The following is a 25,902-nucleotide window of genomic DNA, read 5'->3' on the forward strand; positions in this document are numbered from 1 at the left end:
GCTGGACATCCGGTCTCTCGCACGAAACCAGAAAAGGCTTCATTGGGGATCTGTTCAACCATATGATGGACGGTGTAGGCGATATCTTTTTCATCGAGTTTCATTTCTAAATCTAAGGGCAAAACAATTTGGTCCATGTTATACTGTTTATACATAAGGGCACCTCCGATGGTTATTGTGTGGTAACTTTAATTTTATCAGAAGGTGTCCTTATATTCTTCATTAAAAAATGAACACTAAACATAAAAAGAGAGGCCGTCGCAAACTTAATTGCGACGGTCTCTCTTATTTACTGAGATTTGTCCCAGCCTCTCTACTTAGGTATAAAAGTTAGCTCATATTTCATCTTTTGTTCATCTGTGCTTTCGTGCTTCCCCAATGAAATGGCATTCATACAAAGCATGTAGTCACCAGACGAGAGCTCGCATGTCATTTTCTCAGACATAACACTGCTCACTTCGACTCCTGTACCCTTCACATGAAATGGTATTACAATGGTGCATTCCGGTTCCTTGCCTGAAGGACTGACTCGCACTTCTATAAGTGCTTTACTGCTCGTTTCAGCTGCAAAAGCAGCTGCACTCAGGTCTGCGGCAAACCCTTTTTCAAGAGCACTCTCCGGCCAGTCAAAATGAGGACGCTTCATCCCTTGCTGGTAAACCGTAAACTGATGATAAGAAATAAGAATTTCTCCTTGAGCGATTACATTCATTATTGAACGATGAATAATACTTTCGTTCCATCAGGATAAGCCTCAAGCTGATTTCCAACCCATGAACCTGAGCCGCGGTTATCTGAATAAGGTACGTAGCGGATATCTGCTCCTGCTCCGCCTTCTTCACACATAGCCATTGGCCATTCATCACGGTCATAGCCTGATTTTGTAGGGATCCCCTTTAAGGATTCCGCACGGTTTTGATCCGCACCGGCACGGTCAATTGTGCACACATCGGAGTGTCCTGCAGCGATTGCATCAATAATGTGATCGCCCGTCAATGGATATCTGTCTAAAGGAAAATATAAGACCTCATCATACGCACTTGCAGCTTCTGCTTTATTCTCTGTCAATGGAGCTTGTACAGCGGATCCGGATACAAGGGCAGCAGCGAGCGCAGCACCAGCTGCTAAAGTTTTTAACCATTTCATGTTTTTTTGTTACCTCCGATGTCATTTTTTACTACCCTTTAAATTTAAATGACAGATGATAACGCTCCATTACCCCAATCTAAAGGTGGTGTAAATAATAGCTTTCGATTATGTAAACCTATGCTGAATTAACTGAGTCCTTTTGCATGAAACCCCCCAACTTTTGCTGATTAATAAATATTTATGAGCTTTCATTTCAAAGGAAGCAGGCAAATTGGCAGTGCTATCATAAACTAAGTATAATATAATTTATAGAATATTCAGTTTTTTATATTTCCATCATTACCTGGGGACAAATACGATAAGGAGGCATTAGCTTATGGCTTTAGTTATTATTTGTAAAACTTGCAGCGGATCAGGCAAGCAAAAACGCATTTCATTTTTCCCCCTAAATACAAAGTGCAGCAGCTGCAATGGAACAGGCAAACAGGCGGCAGCAACATTTAAAGATTAAAAAAACGGCTTCATATTTATGAAAGCCGCTTTTTTGTTCCTAATCTATTTATATGACTCCTTTTGAATCCATTGCTGCTAAAAATGACTGCGGTGCTGCAGAATAATTTATTACATTTGCATCGTGTTCAATCGACTTTTCTCTTTGCACCCTCTATGGTCAGACAGGGCATAGCCTTTAACCAAAATACCTTTCCTTTTAAAAAACCGGATACTCATATTCCGTTCAAGTTTTGTAGCCGCGATTAAGTAGATTTCCTGTCCATTAATATCATTAAATGCTTTTTGCAAATAAGAATAAGGAATATTCATACTCCGCTCTAAAGTAATGACCTGACGATTGTTGTAGTCCCTTACATCAACAATCGGAATACCCTCCATCCTCTGGATAGGCAGGCACGGAATATTCCGTACGGGAATGTATCTTCTATACCATTCCCTTGTTAAATAAAGTATTAGGGCAATGGCTGCTGCTGCGGCGAACACGGTCAAGGAAATCCTCCTCATTTTTCAATTGTACAGCAATTATAATCTCCACATGAAAGATATTCAATTTGCTTGCTCAAGTGAACCGGTTACTTGAAATCAGGCTCATCGATAATCCAATTTTTCTGCATATCGTCACATAATGAAGGAGAAAAAGGAGAATAATGCCCATGTTCATACCAAGAATAATTCCCGTCATTTGAAATTCTCCCATGGAACCGAGCACGTACATCATCAAAAACGAGACAACATGGGACCATACTGAATGATAAAAAGCATCCTTAACAAGTCCCAATCCAATTAAATAGGCCTGAAGAGGATGGATAAAGAAATGAAAAAGGAAATAGGGCCATAAAAGCTGTAAATAAAGAGAGGCTTCCGGTGATTTAAAAAATAAATGGGTAAGGGGCTCAGCAAACCAGTACATGAGGTAAACAGCTGGGATCCCGTATATACATGTAATCCACATGGATTGCTGCAGCAAGGTCCGCAATCTTTCGCCATCCTGTTTAGCATACGCTTCTGAAACATTAGGCAGCAATGCGACCATTAATGAATGAGATAAAAACGCAGGAAAGAATCCAATGCTCATTGCAACTCCCGCTAGAAGACCGTACTGTTCAGTAGCCATTACGCTTCCTATACCAGATATCACCAATGCTCCTTTTATCAAAAACGGCTGAATAGCATTTGTAATCGCATTAAAAATGCGAAGAGCTGTGGTGGGGACAGATACCGCCATTAAACTTTTCCGGACCTCTTTTTCATTCATTTCGTGATAACGCCCATGTTTCATCATTCTGTATTGAATGAGGTATTGAGTAAATAAATAGAAGAAAACGACTGCTTCACTGCCGATTAATACAGCCAATGCTGTAAACAAAGCGGTACTCTCACTGAATTGCATGCCATGAAAAAGAAAATAGAGCGCAAGAAGCTGAACCGCTTTTCTCAAAAAATTGGAAATAGCGATTTTGTCCATCTGCTGAACTCCCATAAAATAACCCCTGGCAATGGAGGAGAAAGATACAATCGGCACAAGCAAAAACATCATATAACGGACGAGTGGATGGTATTCCGAGAAGATCGGAAGAAATGGCAGAATAACTAATACAATAATCAGGATCATCCCTGTAAGCTTATAGACAAACCTCAGGGCATGCCTAAGCATACTGTAATGATATTCCTTCTTCTGCTCCGCAACAAATTTCGATATGGAAACAGGAAGCTCCAAACTCGATATGACCACCACAAAAAAGATAATTGGCAGCATTTGCATGTACATTCCCATTCCGTGTTCTCCCAGTTCTTTCGCCAGAATCATATTCAAAAAAAACTCCAGACACTCGCCAAAGAAAGCCGCCAGCGCCAGTAAAAAGGCACCCTTTGCAAATGAACTCATCCAACGCACTCCCATCTTAATCCCGCTTTTTAATCCTATGAGAGAGGCGGACAAATTATTTAACGTTCTATTATTCAATTACACCGGATTCATTGACAATAATTTCTGCCTTAACTTCGGTCTTTATATTTGGATATTGTTTTTTCCATTGGTCAATCTTGAAATTCCTAAAGGTATGGGACGCTTGATCACCTATTCCAATTGGATCAATATCCAATTCCTGAAAGTGCTCCATCATTGCCAGACATTCCTTTTCAACGGTATCTTTGAATTCACTTTCCACCTTCTTGATAACCTCCGGCGTGATTTTGCTGCCTGTATACTCCCGGATATGGCCTTCGAGCTTAATATCAATCTTCACAATGTCCTTCGAAGCCATTCTCACTTTTTTATGGGACGTGATACTTTTTACAGAAACCTTCACTCCATCCTCCAGGTTCATCGTATAGGTTCCCTCCATATACTGATCTGTCAGCAGTTTAAAGAAAATCATTTTATCGCTCGGAACTTCAGATACCATTCGATCCTTATTAAATAGAGCAACTCCGGTGATTTCCAGTTCATCCTTGCCTGAGAGTTCAAGGATGGGAAGATAAGCATCCTTTCCCTTGTCATACATATTGTACAAGAACAAATGGAGGTTCTCCCTCGATAAGTCCCTGCTTTCAATATTGTGCCGAATTAAATTGCTCAAATATACAGCGGTTCCGCGAATTCCATATTGGCCTTTTAAAATTTCCGATGCGCTTTCTCTAGCAACTGCGAGGTATACCCTCGATCCTACACTTGCATCCCTTTGCAGTGAATCAAGCAGATCTTTGAACCCTTTCTTGGCCAGATCTACTCCGAACAGAGCCACTTGAAGCTTGCCATAAACCAGCGGATCAGAAGATTTACGCTGAAGATTGGTTAGTAAATCCCTCGAAAGAACCGCCTTCTCTTCTAATATTTCACTTGTTACAGGCTGCTGCTTCTGATAAACGGGGACAATTACGGTTCCGGTTATTTCCCCATCTTCAGTTGCGTCATACCCTGAAGCAAGGATGATGTTCACGTCATCGATAATTTCTTTTTGTATACATCCGGTTTGACTGAAGAGAAAAAGAAAAAGGATAGATAGCTGAATGATTCTATTCATCCTGCACCACCTTGATTTTTAATCTTTTTCAGGAAAAACTGCAAAAATAAAATCAACGGAATGTATAGATAAAAGCACAATCCCACATCCCCCATGAAAGTGTTTAATTGGTCAATTTGCTCACGGGTGTTAAACATATTCACTGCAATTAGTGTAAGGATCAGCACAATGATTAATGTTTTCTTTTGAGTGATATTGAGTGTCTGCTTGATGCCTCTGCTTGCACACCATAGGGTTAGGCACACATTAGGAAGAATAACCAAATTCCAGTTCGCAATGCCAATGTACTCAAATCGCTCTACAAACGGAATTTCAACGATTTTCCACATCGTTAATGTTGCCCAAATATTCTTTTGAAGCTGCTCCTCATTGAAAAACACAATGGTGATAACCAAAATGAGCAAGTATAAGAAAGTGGTAAAAAAAATTGCTCCATGAGCCCATTTATGGGATTTTTCCGGATTTTTAATAAAGGGATAATAGACAAGCAATGCTTCAAAGCCAAGAACAGTTAATGCCATACTTTTTGTTCCTTCCATTATCTCTCCGATCGAGTGGTCAAACATTGGAAATAAATTTACCCATTCAGCAAATTCCAGTGGGAAAAAGTAGGTAATAATAAGGTAGCATGGCAAAACCACCCCAAAAAAACAAACGCCAGTCACTACCCGGAATCCTCCGGTTACAATGTAGTAGACAAGTGCAAGGAAAAGGATACTAAAAATCAAAACATTCATATCCGGGAACATCCAAACCTGAATAATCTCTATGAACGTCCGCAGTACACCAATCGCAAGCATAGTGAAATACAGCGAAATCAATAGATTTAGTCCTTTCCCCAGCCATTTCCCGAATATACGGTGGTGAATGTCATGAATGTTACCTTCAGCCCCCCTTAAAATACGGTAAATCATCCAGACCATAATGTGTGAAAAAACACCTGATAAAATGACGGAAATCCACGCATCCTGACCGGCAACCTTTACAATGATTCTTTGAAAGCCAAGGACTCCGACCCCGAATTGAAGAGAGTGAATCAGATAGAAGACCATAAAATGAGAGACTTGATATTTTTCAGCAATTTTAGTCATATCCAATCACTCCTCACTCATCAATATCTTTTTTCTGAGACGCCCTTTTTTTATCAAAACGGATTGGCTGTTTCGTTCGAAGCTGAATCGGCCTTTTTGACATCATGGAAAACGGAAGCCTGATCAGCGCATCTTTCATGTCAGCCGTTCTTGGCGGATAGATTGGTTCTAAAAATGGTCTTCCAAGTGAAGATAACTTCAATAAATGAGTGGCCAGAACACAGAAACAAAAAACAATTCCAAGCAATCCATAGAATTCTGCAAACAGCAAAAATGGAAAGCGTATTAGACGTATCGTGTTGCTCATTTTGTAAACAGGCGTTGTAAAGGAAGCCAATGCTGCAAGTGCAACAATAATCAGGAGGACGTTACTCGTTAGTCCCGCCTCAACAGATGCGGTTCCGATTACGATACCGCCTACAATCCCAATCGTCTGACCGACCTTTGTCGGCAGTCTCGCCCCCGCTTCACGGAGCAGCTCAATCGTCAGTTCCAAAAAAATGGCTTCGAGAATTGGAGGCAGCGGGATCTCTTCCCTTGAACTGACAAGCGTATTCAGCAGGTCTCTTGGGATCAGTTCATAGTGGAAATTTAATGTAGCTACATAAACAGGGGTAACTAATATAGAAAAGGCAACAGATGCTAAACGAACAATCCGGAAGAAGGATGCGACGATATAATTAAAAAAATAATCATCAAATGCTGTGAAAAACTCAATCAGCGTACTTGGACCAATCAGCACCTGCGGTGAACCATCCACTACAATCACAATCTTGCCCTCTGAAAGTATGGACACCACCCGGTCTGGCCGCTCTGAGTCCAATAGCTGCGGGAAGGGAGAATTTTGATTATCGGACATAATCTCTGTCAAAACAGAACTGTCACTAATGTGATCAATCTCAATTCCATTCAGTCTCTGCCATACTGTCCGCACATTTTCATCATTGGCGATACTTTCCATATAAATGACTGCAACCTTCGTATGTGTCAGCTTGCCAATGTTGATTTCTCTGATTCTCAGCTGATCTGATGGCATGCGCTTTCGTATAAGATGAATGTTCGACTCTAGCGACTCAACGAAGGCTTCCTTCGGTCCCACCACGCTAAATTCAACCTCAGGAAGACTGACCTGCCTTGCTTTTTCCATAAACACCCGAATCAGCAGGACGGACTGCCCATACTCTGAAAGGCTTATCATAATAAAGCCCTGCAGCAGCTTCTCTTTCACCACATCGGTGTCTGAAGTTAATATAATATTTTCTACTGGCACGGCATTCTTTAATTCCTCAAGCGAGGTCCAATTAACTTTTGATAAAACCGCGAGAACGCTTTCATGAAGCATTTTCGTATCAACCAGTGTCCGGAAATAAGATATCCAGTACTTTGTCGATACGCCCTTGCTTCCGAATTGAATAAAATCAGAAGAACTCCTCAAGACTGCCATTAGCTCAGGCATTGAGGTTTTCGGTGACCCATCCATGTTTTTCATTAAATCCACAAGCCTCAACCCCGGTCTCATATAATTAGGGTTATTTTGCGAAAAATGGGAGAAAGTTATACAAAAATGCGGAAGACCTTGGCCGCGTCATTCGGAACGCAGCCATTTCTTCTCACGTCCGGGCCAGCTTTCACTGAATACGAGCCATGTTTCCTCACATCCGGGCCAGCTTTCACTGAATACGGGCCAATCGACAAACTCTCACAAAAACGGCCAGCTCCTATGCGCATAATAAAAACCCTTCCGCGTGCAGCGGAAGGGTTTTTGGGCATTCATTTTACATTGAAAAACTGTGATTTCCTATGGTTTTTTCTGTTTTTCTTGTTTTGATCCATTCGCTTTCTGCTGTTTCTGGATTAAAGAAGTAGAGGTAATTGACAGATTTTTTTCGGAGCGCTTCTTCGGCAGCTTTTTTGGATGCTTCATCTGCCTTGTTATGAATCGTTCCATTCCCTACAGGAGAAAATGCGTTTTTCTCGTATATAACATCCTTCACAGAGTCTGGAAATTCCCTGCTTTCTACTCGATTCAGGACTACCGAAGCAACAGCAACTTTCCCTTCATATGGCTCTCCTTTTGCCTCAGCATGAACAAGCTGAGCCAGAAGCTGCTTTTCTTCTTTGGAGACAGCTATACTCGGTTCTTCACTGTTATTGCCTGGCTTTGAGGTTTTTTCAGGAATTCGAATTGCATCTCCCTCCACAGCAGTATTCCGATCTAAGTGATTCCACTTTTTTATATCGTCAATCGAAACAATGTATGCGAAGCTGATTTGCTCCATTGTTTCTCCTTTTTTCACTGTATGCGCCATTTTTGCAGACGCTGGTGCTGCGCAAATGATAAATGCTGCACAGGCTATGGCAGCGATCTGAATCATTTTTCTCGTCGTCTGTTTCATTTCAGCCCTCCAGCCATTATTAAAATTTCATATCCTTCAGCCTACCAGCTTTTCCGCTTTAAATCATTAGTGAAAAGTTTCCAAAAAAATTTCATTCTTTATTGCGCCAAGCGCTTCTATTCAAACACCATACCGCCCAAAAGCGAATCTCATATCCATAATTCCTTTGAAAAATCATTTCTTATATAGAGTAAAAGTAAATTTTTGCTCATAAAAAAAGAAATTTACTATGTAATTACCGGCGGAATAATAATGAGGATGCATCCCATCAGGGAAGAGAGAATTGAACTATTCACAACTGCTTGAACGATATAAACCAATGATATTACATTTACTGAAAAGACTGTCTATCTACAGAAATCATGAGGAATTCTTCCAGACTGCTTGTATCGCCCTTTGGGAGGCTTCTAATCAATACAGGCCCTCAAAAGGATCAATGGATGCCTATTACTATTTGTATATTAAAGGAAAGCTCATGAACGAAATGACTCGCCAAAACCGGCTTTCAGAAAGAGAGGACTTAAAGGACGATTTCAGTTATGCAGAAGATTGCCATATTTTAAAAGAAACCGAAGATCAATTTGACTGGGAGGAACTGGAGAAAGATCTTACTCTTAATCAAAAGAAGTGGATGCATGGATATGCCTATCTCGGACTTACTATTACAGAAATTGCAAGTCTTGAGGGTGTCACGCCTGCTGCTGTAAAGAGCTGGAGAAGAGATACACTGAGAAAGCTGAAAAAACAGCTTACAAAATAAAGCTTCAAAAAATAAGAGGATTTCGCCATTATCCAGGCGAAATCCTCTTCAGCTTCTCGCTGTTGCTATATAGCGGTAAACGGTGTTGCCTCCATGCCTGGCAATCCCGCGAAAATGCTTAAAATCTTCTCTTTTAACAAGGACTTCACGAACAGGCAGGAAATCCTCCTTCGATACTTGAAATTCCATGCGCTCCCCGTTTTTCAGCTGATCGAGCATCTCGTTAATTGTTTGGTGATCCATACAATAGCCTCCCTTACCTGATTAAGTTTACAGGGGGAGCTTTATTCATTCAATGGATTTTTACATAATCGATTGAATTGCTTCAGAAATGCTGCGGTCTCCGCTGATAATTTCAAAGGTTTGATTTTGTGTAGATGGTTCACTTAAACAAGCGACTAGCACCTCTGCAACATCTTCACGCGGAATGGAACCTTTTGGGTTTACAGACTTGGAGGCTGCAATTTTTCCTGAACCTTCGTCATCTGAAAGTGCTCCGGGACGGACAATGGTATAAGGGATTTCAGCATTTCTCAGATACTCATCCGCAACGGCCTTGGACCGCAGATAAAGCTTCATCTCTTCAGGAGCCCTTTCAGGCGCGTCCGTACCGATTGAACTCAGCATGACAAATTTTTTTACGTTATGTTTTTTAGCTGCATCAATCAGTTTAATAGCTCCGTCCTGATCAATGGCGATTGTCTTATCATCACCGGTACTTGAACCTGAACCAGCCGCAAAAATAACAGCATCCGCTTGCTGAACAGCTTCTGATACGTCTCCTTCTAAATCCGCAATTACAGTCTGAGCTCCTTTATGTTCAAGCTCATCCGCCTGCTTAGGATCACGAATCATAGCAATCGGCTGGTAGCCTTGTTCTATTGCTTTTTCTATAGCCAATCGTCCTGTGCTTCCATTGGCACCTGCTATTAATACTTTCATTGTTATCACTCCTCTGCTCGTACTGTTCCCTACTGAAGAGCTAACTAAACCGATGAACTTTTTTACTTTGATATTGGCTGCCCGCTTTTAGCAAGCCATGTTTGAAGATCCTCTAATAATCTTTTCGCATCCTCTATTCCCTGTCTGTATAAAGCATCCAGTTTTACAGGGTCTCGTTCAATTCTTCCAACCTCGAGCCTTTTTGACGGACGGATGACGAAAATATGCCCTTTCGCTTCCTGTTCATCTATATACGAAAGGGTGTCATTATACATTCTGTAACGTTCAAGGATGGCTTTTGCGAGCAGAGGATGCTTTCTGAGGGTCCGTTCAACCATCCATTGGGCTTTTGGCTGAGATTTCACATACCCCTTATTTCTAGTAAGCACCACGACATTTCTTTCAATCCCATCCTGTTCCGCCTTTTTGAGTGGAATGGAATCGACAATGCCTCCATCCATGAGCATTTTTCCTCGAAAAGGAACCATCGGTGCAATAAATGGAAGTGAGCTTGAAGCGCGGATAATCGTTAACAAATCCCCCATCGTCTCAGGCTTGTCAAAATAAACAGGTTTGCCTGTTTCACAATCCGTCGTTCCTATTACCAGCTGCTCAGGGTTATTGGAGAATGCCTCAAAATCAAAAGGAACGAGCCGATTCGGTATCTCATCAAAAATATAATCCATGCCAAACAGCTGTCTGCTTCTAATATAATTTTGAAGGGATAAATACTTCGGATCCCCAGCATAGTCAATATTAACTGTCCGGTTTCGGTCCATTTGCCTTGATAAATATGAAGCGGCCATACAAGCCCCTGCTGATACCCCAATTACATATGGGAAATAAAGTTCATTTTCCATAAAATACTCTAAAACTCCTGCGGTATAGACACCTCTCATACCGCCGCCTTCCAGCACTAAACCTGTTTGTTCCACTTCCCCTTGCTCCTTTCATAACTTCCTTTGTATATAACTTCCGCTGTACGCAATCAGAACATAAAAATGAAAGTTTGCCGTACTTATATGTAACCCTCCCTGTTATGATAGCACAATAGAAATACTCTATCTCAAATCAGGACTTGACACAGAGAGACAGCGCTGTCAAAATAGTCTTTACTTTATTGGCAAAATAGTGCAAAATGTTTTCTAATGGGGGTATTTAGTACGATTGAAGGAGAGAGGAAATGAAGATTGCTAAAGTTGGAAACCTTATTGAATTTAAAAACGGCTTGCGTGGTATTGTTGAGAAGGTGAACGAAAATTCAGTAATCGTTGATTTAACGTATATGGAGAATTTTCTTGACCTTGAACTTGAAAGACGCACAGTCGTAAATCATAAAAACTATAAGATCCTCAAGGAATCCTAAAGCGGGCTCCTTCTTTTCACTCGTAATATCTCATGAACAAAGGGATGGCTTATATGGCCATCCCTTTTCCACTTACTGATACACTTTAACTTTTACTTGTCTGCTTCCCCAATTCATTGCTTCATTGAGATCTTTAAAGAAAACATCAATCTCACTTCCATTAATTGCTCCGCCTATGTCACCTGCGACAGCTTTACCATATCCCTCAACTTCAACGGTTGAGCCAAGCGGGATCACATTAGGATCCACTGCAATCACTTTGGATTCCTCAAAACGGTTCAAATCGATTCCCATTTTAGTCACTCCTGAACAGCCCTGGCAGCTCGCGGTATAGGCTGTACTGTGAACAGTTACTTCTTTCACTGCACCCGAGGCCGGATTTACTCTTTTGTTCAGTTCATTTAACGTTCTTGGTCCAGCAATTCCGTCCGCTGACAGACCTTTACCGGATTGAAATTTAGACACAGCGCTTTTCGTACCCTTCCCGTATATTCCATCCGCTGATCCTGAATATGTACCCCATGCTTTTAGCTTGTTTTGCAAATCAGCAACAGGCTTGCCAATGTTTCCTGGCTTAAGTACTTTAATTTTTGCAATGGTTTGAGGGCCGGCCACTCCATCTGTTTTTATGCCTGCTTTACTTTGAAAATCACGAACAGCTTCTTCTGTGATTGTCCCATAGTTTCCTGTATTATCGTAATAAGGATAGACTTGTTTAGTCATCAAGTAGCTTTGAAGTTCTTTAACATCCCCATTAGACATACCTTTATGAAGCAGCTGATCTCCTAAAGCTGCCTCCCCTTTAGACGGGGCAAAAATCGCTGTTCCTAAAAGACAAACTCCTATTAAAGCCGTGGTTTTTCTTATCATGCTGTACGTTCCTCCTAAAATTCTAAATCAACATCTAAAATCTTCGTCCTGTTTTTCCGTTTATAATGGCACCCGCTCAAAAACAAAACGGACGCCCTATAACTCTTCCATTATCTTCTTCTTTTTCTGTCTTTTTTCATAGAAGGAAATATTTCAGCAATATTTACCCGGTCCATGGTAAAATAAAGGGAAATTTTAGGCGGGTGAAAAAATGATTAGACCTCTTCTTTCAGAAGATGCATCTAGGCACCTTGAGCTTTTGATTGCATTGGATCAGCAAACAGATACCATGCTGTATGAGCATGGAGAGCGTTCCACAGATGCAGGTGATTATCGGAATAAGCTTGATGCTAATCTTAATAAACAATTGTTCATATGGATTAGCGAGGATCAGGATGTTTATCATGGACATCTTGCAGTAATACCCTGTCAGCTGAATAGAAACCGTCATAAAGCATCCGTCGTAATAGGCTTGCTTCCTAAATATCAAAACATGGGCATTGGCGGTAAATTAATGGATGCTGCGCTCGAATGGAGTATGAATCAGGGGCTTCATCGTCTGGAGCTGACCGTTATGACACATAACGAGCCCGCCATCGCTCTTTATAAAAGGAAGAAGTTTGCGATCGAAGGAACAGTAAGGCATTCTTTGCTTGTAAATGGGGAATGGGTTGACGAATACATAATGGGGAGACTGCTATGAAATTTCCTGAACTGAATACTGAGAGATTGCGATTAAAAGAGATTACGCAAGAAAATGCCGGGGATTTACTGCAGATTTTCTCAAGGAAAGATGTTCTTCAATATTATGGAATGGAACCACTGAGAGAACTGGCAGAAGCAAAACTGCTGGCAAAACGTTTTTTTGACGGCTGGCATAATGAAACTTCGATCCGCTGGGGCATGGAGTACAATGAACAGCTAATCGGCACCATCGGATACCATAATTGGAACAAAACACATAAGCGGGCGGAAATCGGCTATGAAATTCACCCTGATTTCTGGAGAATGGGATTGGGATCTGAGGCATTGCAAGCAGCCGTCGAATTCGGATTCAAGACACTAGGTCTCCATCGGATCGGTGCCACCGTCCGTTCAGAAAACAAAGCCTCACTTATGATACTGGAGAAATTCGGGTTTGAGAGAGAAGGAATACTGAGAGGATACCAGCATAGCGGAGGAAAATTTTACGATTTGGTGATGCTTTCAATCGTTGCAGGGGCAGAAGGAGAAACGGGTTTCGTTTCAGCATAAGGATATTGGACGATCGGAAATTCTGTCCTTTTGATAGAGTTATTCTGGCTAAAGTGAAGAATTTGGCTATTTTTCATGTAAACCAGCTATTTTTCCGGGTACCTTACTTATTTTTCTGTTGTAGCTCAACTATTTTTCGGTTATATCGGCTATTCTTTCGATATATCGACTATTTTTTCAATATATCGGCGATTTTCTCAATTTATCGGCGATTTTTTGAATATATCGGCGATTTTCTCTGTATATCGACTATTCGCTAACATTCGACACGAAGTGAAAAGGCCGTACATGGAGAGTCTCCTGTACGGTCTCATAATTCAAAAACCTGCTTTGACTGTATTTACTTTATCATCTTCAACCGTGACCAGCTTCACATCCCGCATAAAAAAGCTGAGCAGGTCTCCGCGCTTGTCTTCGAACGTAATTCGTTCCTCTTCACTGAATCTCATTGCAGCGGATGTCTTATCAAACTCACTCTCTACTTCTCTCGTCACATAAAAATCATTGCTGAAGTGATAGCGGATTTTGTATTTGTTCATTTTCTCCCCTCCCATTTCCTTTTTCTTACCTATTCAACAATTCCACTAAAGACTCCTTGTTCATCCACCTTTTTTATTTATAATTAGTCCCATTCCTATCTCTTACTTGTAATAGGATGAAAAAACGGGTCAAAAAAACAGCCTTCCAAAAGGAAAGCTGTCTAACTTTAACGATTATCCACTTTCTCCGGATCAAATCATGATTCATCAAACGGTGTTCCGCCATGGTTTCGTACTTCGTTCCAGACTTCCCGTAATTCGTATACGGATCAATGGAGATTCCGCCTCTTGGAGTGAATTTCCCCCACACTTCGATATAGCGGGGATCCATCAGGTCAATCAAGTCGTTCATAATGATGTTCATGCAGTCTTCATGAAAATCGCCGGCCACAAGACCATGTCTCCCAAAGTATAGGAGCTCTTGATCAGTTACTGGTCAAAATTATGGTCACTTAACTGGTTATGATAGAAAGTATCAAATGTCCCAGCATCTTCTAGGCATTATTACTAAAGATTTTCTTTATAGAAAACGCCTAACTTTTCAATTGCCTTGCTCACTGGCTCCGGCCTGTCGTATAGGTCATAGTGGCTTGCTCCTTCAATAACGAACAAATCTTTTTTCTCAGAAGCTGCTCTGTCATAAAGTTCATGGCCATCCTTGTATGAACCAAATGCTCCCTGCAAATTACCGACAATGATTTGCAGTGGTTGTGTTAGCAGAATTTCCGCTAAATGGACAGCATCAAAACCGATTACCGAGTCTATGCTGGTAAATTTCAATTTGTTTGGAGAATTAGGATTCTGACCTCTTGGAGTTCTGTAGTAATTTACTGCTCCCACAAGATCGATATCAGTCATACCAGCTTCTTCCCTTTCTGCATGACTATTAGGAATCCACTGTGTAACCATAGGTTCGGCTCCACGCGCTTCAGCAGTGCGTTGTTGAGCAATTCCCTCTAAAACTTTGATTGGATCTCCTTCACGATATCCACGACCGATATTCGCGCCGACGACCGTACCAACTGCTTTGATGCGACGCTCTGTCATTGCAGCATTTACGGCATATCCGCCTCCTGCACAAACACCTAATACGCCAATACGATTTTCGTCGACATAAGCTAGTGTCGTTAGGTAATCAACTGCACAACGAATATCCTCAACACGAGCAGCTGGGTATTCGGCATAACGTGGCTCGCCTTCGCTTTCTCCTTGAAAGGAAGCATCGAATACAATCGTTACATACCCTAGCTCTGCAAGTTTCTCCGCGTAAATGCCAGCTGTTTGCTCTTTACAGCTACTGCCCGGATGAACGCAAACAATTGCTGGATTTTGTTTCTTTTCTAAAGCAAATTCAGGTACATTTACAATCCCCGAAATTTGTAGTCCATGTGCATGAAATTTTACTTTCTTATTAGTAACTGGCACAGCTATAACCACCTTTATTCAAGAATTAAATACACTTGTGCGTATTAATCGCCTCGTGTATATTTATTTTAAAATAAAGGAATAGTTGATTCAATTACCACATTACGCAAGATGAGTATTAATACACAGATTGCTTGTGTTGTTTACAAATTTGAGGAGGACTGCTGTGTGGACAAAATAGATCGAAGAATTTTAAAATCTCGACAGGCTATACAATTGACGTTTTTACAAATGTTAGTTACGGATGGATTTGACGAAATTACGGTTAAACATATTGCGGAAACAGCCAACATTAGTCGAAAAACATTCTACCTACATTACCTTGATAAATACGATTTGTTAGATAAGATTGTGGATGATCATATAGCACAATTGCGAGAAATATGTGATCAAAAACAAGACAAAGGCATCATAGAAGGTTCGATATTATGGTTTGCCTATTTTGAGGAACATAAATCATTTTTTGCGGCATTATTTAAAAGTCAAGGTGCTTCATCATTTCGTAAAAAGCTATTGTCTTTTACAATGTGGGAGATAAATAAAAAGCTTAATGAAGATTCGCATCCCATTATCGATAGGCATATTTTTTTGAAGTTCTTAGGAACGGCAACAATGGGAGTATTGGAATCTTATGTACTAGAAGAAGTAGATAGTGATATTGAAACTGTAGCAAAGCAAGTTGTGCAGCTATATGAAAAGCATATTTAGATTCCTCAAGATAGAAAGCTCACCATGGAAGTTGGAAAATCAAAACAATAAGTTTAATTTCTCCTTTTTAGTATAGAGAAAGTAGTCATTTTCTCCCTTCAAAAAAACAGCCTTTAAAAATAAGTTTGATTGTAGGGATTGTATACCTATCAGCTGTATAGGAAAATCAGTTATATGTAATGGTGAAAAGCTCCCCCTGTCCTTTTAATCAATCATAATTTTAATCAGGCTTAGACATAAAGAAAGGTGCCTCTTAAAGACACCTTAAACGTAAATATGCTTGGTCACATCCTGAGTAATTTTCAATATAAATGGTCACAAATTCAGTGTTTTCTTGTGATCAAAGAGACAGTTTCCTAACCTTTGGTTACTAACGATTGTCCACTTTCTCCGGATACAAATCATGATTCATTAAACGGTGTTCCGCCATTGTTTCGTACTTCGTTCCAGGCTTCCCGTAATTCGTATACGGATCGATGGAGATTCCGCCTCTTGGTGTGAATTTCCCCCAAACTTCGATATAGCGGGGATCCATCAGGTCAATCAAGTCATTCATGATGATGTTCATGCAGTCTTCATGAAAATCGCCGTGGTTTCTGAAACTGAAAAGATATAGCTTCAAGGATTTGCTTTCCACCATCAGCTTGTCTGGAATATAGCTGATATAAATGGTTGCAAAGTCCGGCTGTCCTGTTTTTGGGCACAGGGACGTAAATTCCGGACAATTGAATTTAACAAAATAATCCCGGTTGATATGCTTATTTTCAAAGGATTCAAGAATGTCCGGGGAATATTCGAATAAATAGTTCGTTCCTTGGTTTCCTAATAGAGTTACGCCTGTCAGTTCTTCGTCTTTTCTTCCGCTCATTTTCATTTCTCCTTTATACGCCGCGTTTATTTCCCCATAACAGCGTGTGCAGCTGCGGGAGAACGCGGACAAGATTTAATTGTTCATCCTCCATTACCTCATCAATTAGCCATTGGTAGCGGCTCATCAGTGTTTTCATCAAGGCTTCATCATCTGTTGTAGCTGTATCGTCATTTCCGACCTGCAGATAAAACGGAATACCGGGATACGTCAAGTGGACCTTTTTTGCAAAGGCGAGATCCTCAGCATTGAATATAACAACTTTTAAGCTAGCTGAAGAGAGGGTACCAGCATCCCTCAAACGGGTAAAAATACTGCTTAGCACATCAAAATCTGTTTTCATCCCTGAGCTTGGGGGCTTAGGGGATATGGTAAGGTCATCGATTTCCGTAAACCAATCCTGGTAGCGGCTTCCCTGCGTTTCAAGAGCGATTTCCATCCCTTTTTCTTTCAGCCGTGCAATGACCGGCTGTAAATTTTTCAGCAGCGCCGGATTTCCTCCGGATACCGTCACATGCGAAAAACGGTTTCCGCCAACCCGGGTGAGCTCTGCCCACACCTGCTCGGCATCCATCTGGATGATTTCATTCTTCGCGGAACCGTCCCATGTAAAAGCGGAGTCACACCACGAACAGGAATAGTCGCAGCCTGCCGTTCGAATGAACATTGTTTTCTGGCCGATGACCATCCCTTCCCCCTGGATCGTCGGGCCGAAAATTTCAAGAACCGGAATCGTTTCAGCCATTGCTTTTCACCTTCTTCGGACGAAAGACCACATAGCTTGTCGGTGTTTCTCTGACAAATACCTGTACACAGACAGGCTTGCCGGGAAGCTGATCCAATTCTGCCTGAATCACTTCACTTATTTTTCGGGCAACTACTTCTGTCGTCGGAAAATCTTCTGGACTCCCGGACTGAAAAAGGGCATGCTCATTTAAAATCGTATGATCAAATTGTCCATGAACAAGATTTTTCAGCGTTTTGAAGTTTACAAGAAACCCTGACTCATCAAGCGTGTCTCCGGCAATCGTAACATTCACAAAATACGTATGACCATGAACATTCCGGCACGGGCCTGCACTCTCATGAGGAACATAATGGGCGGCAGACAGATGCATGTCTTTATTGAGCTCATATTGATAGTCATGGTTCACTTGAGGGTAAATCTGCTGAATCATTGCGCCGCCTCCTTTTTGTTCAAATAGGCTTCAAGGCCACTTTTTCGTAACACACATGCCGGGCATTCCCCGCAGCCATCTGCCGGAATTCCGTTATAGCATGTGAGGGTTTTCGTCCGGACATAATCAAGGGCTCCCAATTCATCTGCAAGCTGCCACGTTTCTTCTTTGTTAAGCCACATAAGCGGTGTGTGGAAGACAAGCTGCTCATCCATGGCCAGGTTTACGGTCACATTGCATGATTTTATAAATTGATCCCGGCAATCCGGATAGCCGCTGAAATCTGTTTCACAAACACCGGTAATGATATGCCTGGCCCCAATCTGATTGGCCAGAACGGATGCGAATGATAGAAACAGCAGATTTCTGCCAGGAACAAAAGTCGATGGGAGCTCGCCTTCTTTTTGTTCAATTACAATATCATTTCTTGTCAATGCGTTCGGTGCAAGCTGATTCAAAAGGGACATGTCCAGGACGTGGTGCCGGATGCCCTGCTCTTTTGCAATGGATTCGGCAATCTCAATTTCAAGCTTGTGGCGCTGATTATAATTAAATGTGACGGCTTCTACTTCTTTATAATTCTTTAGTGCCCAGAACAGGCATGTTGTGCTGTCCTGTCCTCCGCTAAAGACAACTAGCGCTTTTTCATTTTTCATGTTGAATCTCCTCCTGTTGACGGAGCTTCCAGTCACAACCATGTTTATCATGATTCAATTCGGTGAAATAATAAAGGCACCCCAATAGAGGTGCCTTAGCGAATGGTCTATAAAAAAACAAAAACAATATCCAAGGAACGCCTTTGATATTGCTGTCCTTAGTTTTTTATAGAGGGTTGTGCTAGAACCTCTCCCGTTCATTTGAAACGGATTTGTATTTAGCTGACCTGTTCACTATACATGAAAAATGGCCGTCTGCCAATAACAGGAGGAGCATTTATGGAAAAGAACCGTTTTTTGCAAGTAAGAGCCAGCTTCTGGTTTATCCCTTTGATTTATGGAATGATTGCCCTGTTACTGGCATATGTGAGTATGGCTCTTGACCAATATGCTTCAAAACATACGGAATTATACGATTACATACCTGACCTGTTTCTATCTGATATGCAGCTTGCTCAAACCATTTTAAGCTCGATCGCCACATCGCTATTAACCATGACGACCATCACGTTTTCTTCTATTTTGGTCGTGTTGACTACTTATGCAGCCCAGTTTTCTCCAAGAGCTTTGCAGAACTTTACGTCTGACCGCAGCTCTCAGCGCGTTCTTGGCATGTTTACCGGCGGATTTGTTTATACGATTGTACTATTGCTTTTAGCAAAGGGTAAAAGCGGCGACTTGTTTATTGTCCCCGCTCTAGCCATCGGTGTTGCTTTCGCATGCCTTGCTGCGTTTGTCTACTTTATCCATCATTCGGTCGCGTCAATTAAGGTCAGCAACCTGATCTTTCAAATCGCAAGCAAAACAATGAAGGCGTGGAAGGAAAATTATGAAGAAGATCAAAGCCTTAATGCCATGAGAGATTACGCTGGAGCGGAAGAAATTACTTCAGGAATAGACAGACAGCTGAAGAGCAAAAAAGCCGGATACATACAGCACGTGCAAGTACGGGAATTGATTCAGGCAGCTGAAAAATCAAAGATAACCATAAAAGTTGAAAAATCATTAGGCAGCTACGTAGATGAAGGAACACCTCTGCTTACCTATTGGGGACAAGATGAGCTAAGCGATGCTGACAGCCTGCTGAATCAGATTCTGATCATACCTGAGCAGGAGCCTGTCAGGGATGTGGGGTTTGGCATCCAAAAGCTTTCAGAGATTGCCATTCGATCCATTTCTCCGGCATTTAACGATCCATATACAACTGCAAATGCGGTTGAGCATATTGCACGGATTCTAACCCGTCTTGGGAAAAGCTACACTCCAACACCCTATTATACGGATAAAGCACAAAGACTGCGTGTCATTTTTCATAAACCCTCCTTTGAGGATTTGCTTTATAAAAGCTTTTATCTGATCAGACACCATGGAAAAGAAGACACAGCCGTTATGCATTCCATTTTATCTGCCCTTACCATAGTGGCGGAAAACAATGATAAAGAAGTAAAAGACATCATCTGGAAATTTTCATGTTATATTCTTGAAGGGCTGCAAGAGGTTGATTGGATCAGCCTTGATCGGTCCTATCTTAACCATCAGTTTCAAAAACTGGCTCACGCCTGCTGCAGAGATGGTCAATTTGAGGGAATTAAAAAGGGGCTTTCTGATGAGAGCAAATGATTAGTATTGAAACCTCCGTGATACCTTGTGTGATCATTCCGGGGGTTTTGCTTTTTGTATAGGTGCTAAGAACAAATATGGGTTATGCTGATTGGAGCGGAAGGTGAGAAAGCACTGAAGCAGGTAAAAAAAGGTAAAAAAGCAAAGGGCGAGACGCATTAAAAGACCACCTGAATACAGCTTTTTCTTATTTTTTTACTGTTCCGATTCCTTTCGCACCATGACTCTGAATGATTTTTTTTACCCGTTCTGTCAATGAATTCTCAATATGCAGAATAATAACTACCTCTTTTTCATGTTTTTTTAAGAAAGGCTCTTTTCTTTTTTTCTTGTATAAATATTCGACAGAAAAGCCAGATATCATACCAAAAATCAGTCCAATCGAGCCCCAAATGACTGGTCCCCAGAATAAGGAAAGACCATAAATAACCCCTAAAAGCATGAATACTGCCCCAAAAACACCAGCTAAATCCAGCAGACTCTTTTGATCATCAGAGAGATCCGTATCAAACAGGGTTTGAAATTCTCCCAGTCGTTCCATAGGAATGGCCATAATCTGCGTTTGATGGACTCCCGCTTTTTCTATTTCTGTTAAGAGCAATTCAAGCGAAGTAGAGTATGTGAAAGTTGTGATTAAGTAATTCAGCTTCACCACGTCCTTATCTACAGCGGCATTTTGAAATCCCGGTTCTGATAGCTGGCTTTCAAATGCTTTTCCAGCTCTCTGTCAAAAAGCTTATTGTATTCAACTGTACTAACATAACTGTCATAAGCGAGAAAAACATATAATGAAGGCAAAAAAAGAAACCATTGAGGATTTGCGGTTTGGGAAACAAGTTCAAATTCGCCTCTTACAGTATATAGGACACATTTATAAAGACCAGAATAATAGGCGGTAATGATCCATAAGAAAACACCAAATACGATGGATGGAAGGCGATTTAGATAAAAATGTCCAAGTCCCGGTGTAAGCAGAGACCAAAATAAGGCATAGCCAGGTTTTCGTTTCTCAAGGACATTGATTTCAAGAGGATTTATATTTTTCATTTGAATGGGTGCGCCTTCCCGGACCGACAAAATATAGTATTTATTGTACTCAATGGCCTGCCTGTAACTATCCCAAATGATAAACACATAAAACGTTACATAAAGCCATAGCCATTCCTCATTCATGACCTTTAAGGCAGCTTCCGGCCTGCCTGTCATACTGTAAAAAATCCCCTCATTTAAATGAGCTATATTATTTGCAAAAACTTCCCAGACCATTAGCAAAAAGCCGGTTATGTATTTCCCTAATAGGACGTGGCCAAATCCCGGAAAGGATGCAGACCACCAGGCAACAATAAATGGATTTCTCAAATGAAACAAGTTTGTCATATATGGATTGACGGTGGCAATCATCCTCCGTCGCTGAGAAGAATTTACAGGCACCAGGCTCCCTCTTTTCTTAAGGAATCCGTACTATTTTGTCCAATAGCATCCATGCTATTCTATAGGATGCATTGTGCCGTATGGATTCAAATTAAACTTTGCAAAATTAAGAAAAAAGCTGCCTTTAAGAGGCAGCCATTAAGACCTTTTTGAATCCTTATCTGTTTCCCTAGATAGCTCTTTCAGTGATTTCACTTCACCATGAGGGTGCTGGGCTTGCTTATGATCCTTCCATTGTCGTTCTTCCTGTTTTTTAGATTGGCTCATTGTATTCATCCTTTCCTCTCGATTACCTTTAGTTTCTTTAAGAAGAGAGGATTTATTCTTCAGGCTTATCAGGATTGGTTTTTCTGAAAACATAATATAGCCCAATGATGATAGCGGCAAGTGGCCAGAAACTTCCTCTAAAGGAGAGAAAATGTTCCGCAAAAAAGAAGCCGCCAACTGCGGAAAGCACGCAGATCGGAATGAGCAGCCCTCGCTCCCTGCCTCCAAAAAGCCAGAGCTCAAACAAGCCAAAAGCAGCAGCAAGGAGATAAACTGGCCATGTGCTGCCTGCGTAATTCCAGCCTGCAGCTGTTTCAAAAATGAACAGCAGCCCTAAGACAAGTAAGACACCACCCGGCAAAAGGAGGCCCGCCTTCTCCTTTTTGCAGCCTCCAAGGAAAAAAGCGATATGAAAGGCACCCGAAAGAATTAAAAGTATAAACGGCCATGCATATACTCCAATTTCCGTAAAAATCCCTAAAGATTTTAAAAAGTAATACAGTCCAAACAGAATAAGAAACAAACCAAACAGCTTTTTATGGTTACTGCCCATATTCTCCTCTCCTGTCTGCAACTTTCTATAGTTTATGCATTGCTTTTTCGGAAAAGAGTAAAAAAAAACACCTGCTTTAAAAGCAGGTGTTTAGTGGTTCTTTCAAGTTGTACTTGCTACACTTCGATCTACTTGTTCAAGAACAGCACTTGGACTTTCCTTAACTTGCCTTGTCAGTTCCAAATATTTAATGTGATGATTTTCCATGTCCCGAACTTTAAATGTAAAAGACCCAAATTGAACTGTATCGCCTTTTTGGATATCAAACTTTTCAGTCAGCACCCAGCCGCCAATTGTATCAACATCTTTATCATCAATTTCGAGGCCGAACATATCGTTTATTTCACTTACTAGGACTTTCCCATCTAAAATATAGCGGTTGTCGTTGATTTTTTGAATGTTAGGAACTTCATCTGTATCAAATTCATCACGAATTTCTCCAACAATCTCTTCTAAAATATCCTCAACCGTTACAAGACCGGCTGTTCCCCCATACTCATCAATCAGGATCGCCATGTGGATCCGTTCCTTTTGCATCTTCACAAGCAGGTCCTGAATCGGAATCGATTCAATCACTTGGATAATCGGACGAACATATTCCTTAAGAGAAAAAGAATCCTTGCTGTTTTTCTGAATTAAATTCGTGAACACCTCTTTGATATTCACCATTCCAATAATATGGTCCTTATCGCCGTCTGTTACCGGATACCTTGTGTATTTCTCATTTTGCATAATTTCGATATTTTGATCCATTAAAGAATCAATAGACAAGGAGACGATTTCCGTTCTGGGAACCATGATTTCCTTTGCAATCCGGTTATCGAATTCAAAGATTTTGTTGACATATTTAAATTCAGATTGATTAATTTCACCGCTTTTATAGCTGTCTGAAAGAATGATTCGAAGCTCTTCTTCACTATGTGCCAATTCATGCTCAGATACAGGCTTTAGTCCGAATAAACCAGTTACAAATCTGGCAGAGCCGTTAAGGGCCCATATAAAAGGGTACATAATGGTATTGAACAGAATGAGCGGACGCGCGAGCAGCAAGGTAATTTCCTCTGCTTTTTGGATCGCTAACGTTTTAGGAGCCAATTCACCAATAACGACGTGCAAAAAGGTCATGATGGCGAATGCAAAAGCAATAGAGATAACCGGTGTCAGTGCCTCTGGCAAACCAAGCTGAACAAATAGCGGTTTTAGCATATGTTCAAAAGTTGGTTCCCCAAGCCACCCGATTCCAAGCGCTGTCACAGTAATTCCAAGCTGACAGGCTGATAGATAGCCATCCAAATTGGAAATGACGCGTTTTGCTGCTTTCGCGTTTTTATTTCCTTCCGCGATCAGCTGGTCAATACGAGAACTTCTTACCTTTACAATAGCGAATTCAGATGCCACGAAAAACGCGGTTAATCCAATCAATATTGCAATGAGCAATAAATTTACTATGTCCAAATATGTTCCTTGTTCCGTAATTTACGGAAAAGGAAGTCACCTCCTGGGTTGATTATAAAATGGCCATCATCAATTGATGGCGGTGCCGGATTCAGCGGCAAAAGTAAACCGTTCCAAGGTTCTTACAATCGGCTTTGAGCCGGCAGATCATTCATTTTACAATATTGTATGAATAATCTAAAAAACTGCCTTCCACTCAAAATCCGTCAACATGCATCCGAAGTATTTCATCGGATGGTTCCGGCCGTTAATTGTGGCCGATAAGCATGAAGCAGCCTGATACGGGAAAACCGAATGATCGGCTGGATCCCTTAAATACTTCAACATGTTCACTGCCCCATCTTATCACCCCAATCTTTGTATAGTTACTAGAATCATATACGAAAGAAAAGTATCCAGTCAAACATAACAGTTTTCCAATTTCCTTATAAATATGACGAAAATTCTAGAAAAATACTTGGTTACCATCTTATATCTCATTTTTTCATTGGATTGGAGGGTTTTTCATTATCCAGTCCCTAGACGAGCTATAACAAAAAAAAAGCGCAAGCGCTTTTTTTGTTATAGCTATTTAAAGGAAGGAGCCACTTTATCTGCAAATTGCCGGTAGTCAATTAAATAAAAATCGGCCCCCTCCGAATCATTTTGAAAAAGACACGTTTTTATTCCGAGCTTTTTCGCCGGAAGAATATCCAGTTCCCGGTCACCTATAGCAAGATCAATATGGTGTTTTTGATGAAGGTATATATAAGATGCCGGATCTGGCTTTCTGGGATATCCATCATCACCTGCTACAATTTCATCGAAGTAATGCTCCCACCCGTAATAATTTAATATTGCATCCACTTCACTTCTTGTTTTATGAGTCATGATTACATTTTTTGATGCGTGTTTCAGCACCTTTTCTACATATGGGAAGGGCGGCTTTAAAACAGGAGACAATGCCTTTTCATTTCGTTTAAAATCGGCAATATCCTCGTCTGTCATCCCAAAGGTGCTTGCAGCATGAGAAAAAGATACCTTCAGCTGTTCAAATATATGCTCTTTTTTCACTTCAGACTTTAAAAGCTTGTACATCGTTTCGGTAAACGCCGGGTACGTATTAAACAGTGTCCCGTCAAAATCCCATAAAATATGCATGTCAACTATCACCCTTATCCTTCAGCTAAGTCCTCTGTACTTAGCCGTAGTAAGTTCCTGAATGTATTCCTTCAAGTCAGGCATATCCGCTTCCCGGGCAATCCGGATTGATCGTTCAATATCATACGGAACCCGGATAAGCTGGATAGAGAACGGTCCTTCCGCCTCTTCACCTTCAAGCCCCTCAAGAACGGCATAGGAGGCCTGGGTCATATCGAGCGGGTTCCCCACACTGCCTGTATTAAACAGCATTTTTTCCTTATATTGGTGAACAAAAGCCTGATGAACATCTCCATAGCCTGCTACATCTGGCCGCTTTGAAGATTTTCCAGTCATTTCTGTATCTTCGAACATGCTCATTCTTCGTTCAATTGAATCCCATGGCTGAATCCTTGTATATATGCTGTAAGGCGAAGCATGAAATAACCGGATTAGTCTGCCGCTCATGGTCAGTTCAGCTGAAAAAGGAAGCTTTGTTAAATAGCGGCGGTCCTCATCAGTCAGCTGATTCTGATGCCATTTCAATGTCTCAAATTCGGAATCCTTTGTTATAAAATCATCCCAATTTCCTTTAACCGTAATTTCACAATGCTTTCTAACCATCGCAATCGCGTCATGAGATTGAGGACCTTTCCCTACCAAATCTCCCAGGCAAATAATTTTTTCGATTCTTCTATAATGAATATCGTCCAGAACGGCTTCAAGAGCCGGGACATTACCATGTATATCTGAAATAACAGCTATACGGTTCAATCGAC

Annotated in this window: 32 protein-coding genes, 1 pseudogene and 1 riboswitch; of the genes and pseudogenes, 7 read left to right on the plus strand and 26 right to left on the minus strand. The window is 41.1% G+C overall.

Going from position 1 to position 25,902, the window contains the following annotated elements:
• Window positions 1-313 precede the first annotated feature (313 nt).
• Window positions 314-712, minus strand: coding sequence for a competence protein ComJ (gene comJ, locus AS29_RS14475; RefSeq protein ID WP_051860715.1), 399 nt, complete (start codon window positions 710-712; stop codon window positions 314-316).
• Window positions 712-1,146, minus strand: a complete 435-nt coding sequence (locus tag AS29_RS14480; RefSeq protein WP_035408858.1) for a NucA/NucB deoxyribonuclease domain-containing protein — start codon at window positions 1,144-1,146, stop codon at window positions 712-714. The genes comJ and AS29_RS14480 overlap by 1 nt, the downstream gene beginning before the upstream one ends.
• A gap of 319 nt (window positions 1,147-1,465) precedes the next feature.
• Between AS29_RS14480 and AS29_RS21920 the strand changes: the two genes are divergently transcribed.
• The gene (locus AS29_RS21920) at window positions 1,466-1,600 is read left to right on the plus strand and encodes a hypothetical protein (RefSeq protein WP_269449399.1); all 135 of its coding nucleotides are present in this window, start codon (window positions 1,466-1,468) and stop codon (window positions 1,598-1,600) included.
• A 110-nt stretch (window positions 1,601-1,710) separates the two neighbouring features.
• On the opposite strand, the gene AS29_RS14485 is transcribed toward AS29_RS21920, so the two are convergent.
• The 6 genes from AS29_RS14485 to AS29_RS14510 form a co-directional block, all read right to left on the minus strand.
• Window positions 1,711-2,091, minus strand: coding sequence for a hypothetical protein (locus AS29_RS14485; RefSeq protein ID WP_051860716.1), 381 nt, complete (start codon window positions 2,089-2,091; stop codon window positions 1,711-1,713).
• Window positions 2,092-2,161: 70 nt separating this feature from the next.
• Window positions 2,162-3,487 carry a polysaccharide biosynthesis protein gene (locus AS29_RS14490; protein ID WP_035408861.1) on the minus strand — a complete coding sequence of 442 codons (1,326 nt, stop codon included), beginning with the start codon at window positions 3,485-3,487 and terminating at the stop codon, window positions 2,162-2,164.
• 70 nt (window positions 3,488-3,557) lie between these two features.
• On the minus strand, window positions 3,558-4,625 hold the full coding sequence (locus AS29_RS14495) for a Ger(x)C family spore germination protein (RefSeq protein ID WP_035408863.1): 1,068 nt from the start codon (window positions 4,623-4,625) through the stop codon (window positions 3,558-3,560).
• Window positions 4,622-5,716, minus strand: coding sequence for a GerAB/ArcD/ProY family transporter (locus AS29_RS14500; protein ID WP_035408866.1), 1,095 nt, complete (start codon window positions 5,714-5,716; stop codon window positions 4,622-4,624). The genes AS29_RS14495 and AS29_RS14500 overlap by 4 nt, the downstream gene beginning before the upstream one ends.
• Window positions 5,717-5,729: 13 nt before the next feature.
• On the minus strand, window positions 5,730-7,205 hold the full coding sequence (locus tag AS29_RS14505; RefSeq protein WP_035409326.1) for a spore germination protein: 1,476 nt from the start codon (window positions 7,203-7,205) through the stop codon (window positions 5,730-5,732).
• A gap of 286 nt (window positions 7,206-7,491) precedes the next feature.
• Window positions 7,492-8,112, minus strand: a complete 621-nt coding sequence (locus AS29_RS14510; RefSeq protein ID WP_035408869.1) for a cell wall hydrolase — start codon at window positions 8,110-8,112, stop codon at window positions 7,492-7,494.
• Window positions 8,113-8,395: 283 nt separating this feature from the next.
• On the opposite strand from AS29_RS14510, the gene AS29_RS14515 reads away from it, so the two are divergent.
• Window positions 8,396-8,872, plus strand: coding sequence for a sigma-70 family RNA polymerase sigma factor (locus AS29_RS14515; RefSeq protein WP_035408872.1), 477 nt, complete (start codon window positions 8,396-8,398; stop codon window positions 8,870-8,872).
• A gap of 48 nt (window positions 8,873-8,920) precedes the next feature.
• On the opposite strand, the gene AS29_RS14520 is transcribed toward AS29_RS14515, so the two are convergent.
• The 3 genes from AS29_RS14520 to AS29_RS14530 all read right to left on the minus strand — a co-directional run bounded on the left by AS29_RS14520 (window position 8,921) and on the right by AS29_RS14530 (window position 10,749).
• Entirely contained in the window at window positions 8,921-9,115 is a 195-nt protein-coding gene (locus tag AS29_RS14520) for a hypothetical protein (RefSeq protein WP_035408875.1), read from the minus strand.
• Between the two features lie 60 nt (window positions 9,116-9,175).
• Window positions 9,176-9,814, minus strand: a complete 639-nt coding sequence (locus tag AS29_RS14525; RefSeq protein ID WP_035408878.1) for an SDR family oxidoreductase — start codon at window positions 9,812-9,814, stop codon at window positions 9,176-9,178.
• A gap of 62 nt (window positions 9,815-9,876) precedes the next feature.
• Complete coding sequence (locus AS29_RS14530; RefSeq protein ID WP_035408881.1) at window positions 9,877-10,749, minus strand: patatin-like phospholipase family protein; 873 nt, start codon at window positions 10,747-10,749, stop codon at window positions 9,877-9,879.
• Window positions 10,750-10,997: 248 nt separating this feature from the next.
• On the opposite strand from AS29_RS14530, the gene AS29_RS14535 reads away from it, so the two are divergent.
• Window positions 10,998-11,180 carry a YkvS family protein gene (locus AS29_RS14535; RefSeq protein ID WP_035408884.1) on the plus strand — a complete coding sequence of 61 codons (183 nt, stop codon included), beginning with the start codon at window positions 10,998-11,000 and terminating at the stop codon, window positions 11,178-11,180.
• 72 nt (window positions 11,181-11,252) lie between these two features.
• Here AS29_RS14535 and AS29_RS14540 read toward each other — a convergent pair whose 3' ends face one another.
• The gene (locus AS29_RS14540) at window positions 11,253-12,050 is read right to left on the minus strand and encodes a peptidoglycan-binding protein (RefSeq protein ID WP_035408887.1); all 798 of its coding nucleotides are present in this window, start codon (window positions 12,048-12,050) and stop codon (window positions 11,253-11,255) included.
• 211 nt (window positions 12,051-12,261) lie between these two features.
• Between AS29_RS14540 and AS29_RS14545 the strand changes: the two genes are divergently transcribed.
• Window positions 12,262-12,753 (plus strand): GNAT family N-acetyltransferase, encoded by a 492-nt coding sequence (locus tag AS29_RS14545; RefSeq protein ID WP_035408889.1) that lies wholly within the window; start codon window positions 12,262-12,264, stop codon window positions 12,751-12,753.
• Window positions 12,750-13,304 (plus strand): GNAT family N-acetyltransferase, encoded by a 555-nt coding sequence (locus tag AS29_RS14550; protein ID WP_035408892.1) that lies wholly within the window; start codon window positions 12,750-12,752, stop codon window positions 13,302-13,304. The genes AS29_RS14545 and AS29_RS14550 overlap by 4 nt, the downstream gene beginning before the upstream one ends.
• Before the next feature lie 317 nt (window positions 13,305-13,621).
• Here the strand turns inward: AS29_RS14550 and AS29_RS14555 are convergent, their stop codons facing one another.
• From AS29_RS14555 to AS29_RS14565, 3 genes and pseudogenes are all read right to left on the minus strand, one after another.
• A complete protein-coding gene (locus AS29_RS14555) occupies window positions 13,622-13,843 on the minus strand; it encodes a hypothetical protein (RefSeq protein WP_035408895.1) in 222 nt (73 codons plus the stop codon).
• A gap of 167 nt (window positions 13,844-14,010) precedes the next feature.
• Window positions 14,011-14,228, minus strand: a pseudogene (locus tag AS29_RS14560) (preQ(1) synthase); the annotation flags it as partial.
• A gap of 122 nt (window positions 14,229-14,350) precedes the next feature.
• The gene (locus tag AS29_RS14565) at window positions 14,351-15,268 is read right to left on the minus strand and encodes an alpha/beta hydrolase (protein WP_035408898.1); all 918 of its coding nucleotides are present in this window, start codon (window positions 15,266-15,268) and stop codon (window positions 14,351-14,353) included.
• 168 nt (window positions 15,269-15,436) lie between these two features.
• On the opposite strand from AS29_RS14565, the gene AS29_RS14570 reads away from it, so the two are divergent.
• Window positions 15,437-15,976: a TetR/AcrR family transcriptional regulator gene (locus tag AS29_RS14570; RefSeq protein WP_035408900.1), complete on the plus strand. Its 540-nt coding sequence runs from the start codon at window positions 15,437-15,439 to the stop codon at window positions 15,974-15,976.
• A gap of 370 nt (window positions 15,977-16,346) precedes the next feature.
• Here the strand turns inward: AS29_RS14570 and queF are convergent, their stop codons facing one another.
• The 4 genes from queF to queC are packed head-to-tail and all read right to left on the minus strand — an operon-like array spanning window position 16,347 to window position 18,678.
• On the minus strand, window positions 16,347-16,844 hold the full coding sequence (queF, locus tag AS29_RS14575) for a preQ(1) synthase (protein WP_035408903.1): 498 nt from the start codon (window positions 16,842-16,844) through the stop codon (window positions 16,347-16,349).
• A gap of 13 nt (window positions 16,845-16,857) precedes the next feature.
• Window positions 16,858-17,589: a 7-carboxy-7-deazaguanine synthase QueE gene (queE, locus tag AS29_RS14580; RefSeq protein WP_035408908.1), complete on the minus strand. Its 732-nt coding sequence runs from the start codon at window positions 17,587-17,589 to the stop codon at window positions 16,858-16,860.
• On the minus strand, window positions 17,582-18,022 hold the full coding sequence (queD, locus tag AS29_RS14585) for a 6-carboxytetrahydropterin synthase QueD (protein WP_035408911.1): 441 nt from the start codon (window positions 18,020-18,022) through the stop codon (window positions 17,582-17,584). Before queD ends, queE begins: the two co-directional genes overlap by 8 nt.
• Entirely contained in the window at window positions 18,019-18,678 is a 660-nt protein-coding gene (gene queC / locus AS29_RS14590) for a 7-cyano-7-deazaguanine synthase QueC (protein WP_035408914.1), read from the minus strand. The genes queD and queC overlap by 4 nt, the downstream gene beginning before the upstream one ends.
• 152 nt (window positions 18,679-18,830) lie before the next feature.
• Window positions 18,831-18,875: riboswitch (PreQ1 riboswitch) on the minus strand.
• An 82-nt stretch (window positions 18,876-18,957) separates the two neighbouring features.
• Between queC and AS29_RS14595 the strand changes: the two genes are divergently transcribed.
• Complete coding sequence (locus AS29_RS14595) at window positions 18,958-20,298, plus strand: DUF2254 domain-containing protein (protein ID WP_051860718.1); 1,341 nt, start codon at window positions 18,958-18,960, stop codon at window positions 20,296-20,298.
• Window positions 20,299-20,485: 187 nt separating this feature from the next.
• Here the strand turns inward: AS29_RS14595 and AS29_RS14600 are convergent, their stop codons facing one another.
• The 7 genes from AS29_RS14600 to AS29_RS14625 all read right to left on the minus strand — a co-directional run bounded on the left by AS29_RS14600 (window position 20,486) and on the right by AS29_RS14625 (window position 25,897).
• On the minus strand, window positions 20,486-20,950 hold the full coding sequence (locus AS29_RS14600) for a hypothetical protein (protein WP_035408917.1): 465 nt from the start codon (window positions 20,948-20,950) through the stop codon (window positions 20,486-20,488).
• 11 nt (window positions 20,951-20,961) lie between these two features.
• Window positions 20,962-21,729 carry a hypothetical protein gene (locus AS29_RS14605; protein ID WP_082883867.1) on the minus strand — a complete coding sequence of 256 codons (768 nt, stop codon included), beginning with the start codon at window positions 21,727-21,729 and terminating at the stop codon, window positions 20,962-20,964.
• Between the two features lie 138 nt (window positions 21,730-21,867).
• A complete protein-coding gene (locus AS29_RS21810) occupies window positions 21,868-21,996 on the minus strand; it encodes a DUF6254 family protein (protein ID WP_231889954.1) in 129 nt (42 codons plus the stop codon).
• A 52-nt stretch (window positions 21,997-22,048) separates the two neighbouring features.
• Window positions 22,049-22,549 (minus strand): hypothetical protein, encoded by a 501-nt coding sequence (locus AS29_RS14610; protein ID WP_035408920.1) that lies wholly within the window; start codon window positions 22,547-22,549, stop codon window positions 22,049-22,051.
• Between the two features lie 102 nt (window positions 22,550-22,651).
• On the minus strand, window positions 22,652-24,004 hold the full coding sequence (locus AS29_RS14615; RefSeq protein ID WP_035408923.1) for a hemolysin family protein: 1,353 nt from the start codon (window positions 24,002-24,004) through the stop codon (window positions 22,652-22,654).
• A gap of 567 nt (window positions 24,005-24,571) precedes the next feature.
• Window positions 24,572-25,144, minus strand: coding sequence for an HAD-IA family hydrolase (locus tag AS29_RS14620; protein WP_035408924.1), 573 nt, complete (start codon window positions 25,142-25,144; stop codon window positions 24,572-24,574).
• A 21-nt stretch (window positions 25,145-25,165) separates the two neighbouring features.
• Window positions 25,166-25,897 (minus strand): metallophosphoesterase family protein, encoded by a 732-nt coding sequence (locus AS29_RS14625; protein ID WP_035408928.1) that lies wholly within the window; start codon window positions 25,895-25,897, stop codon window positions 25,166-25,168.
• Between the last annotated feature and the right edge of the window lie 5 nt (window positions 25,898-25,902).

The sequence above is a fragment of the Bacillus sp. SJS genome (genome assembly GCF_000732485.2).
Classification (GTDB): domain Bacteria; phylum Bacillota; class Bacilli; order Bacillales; family Bacillaceae; genus Metabacillus_B; species Metabacillus_B sediminis.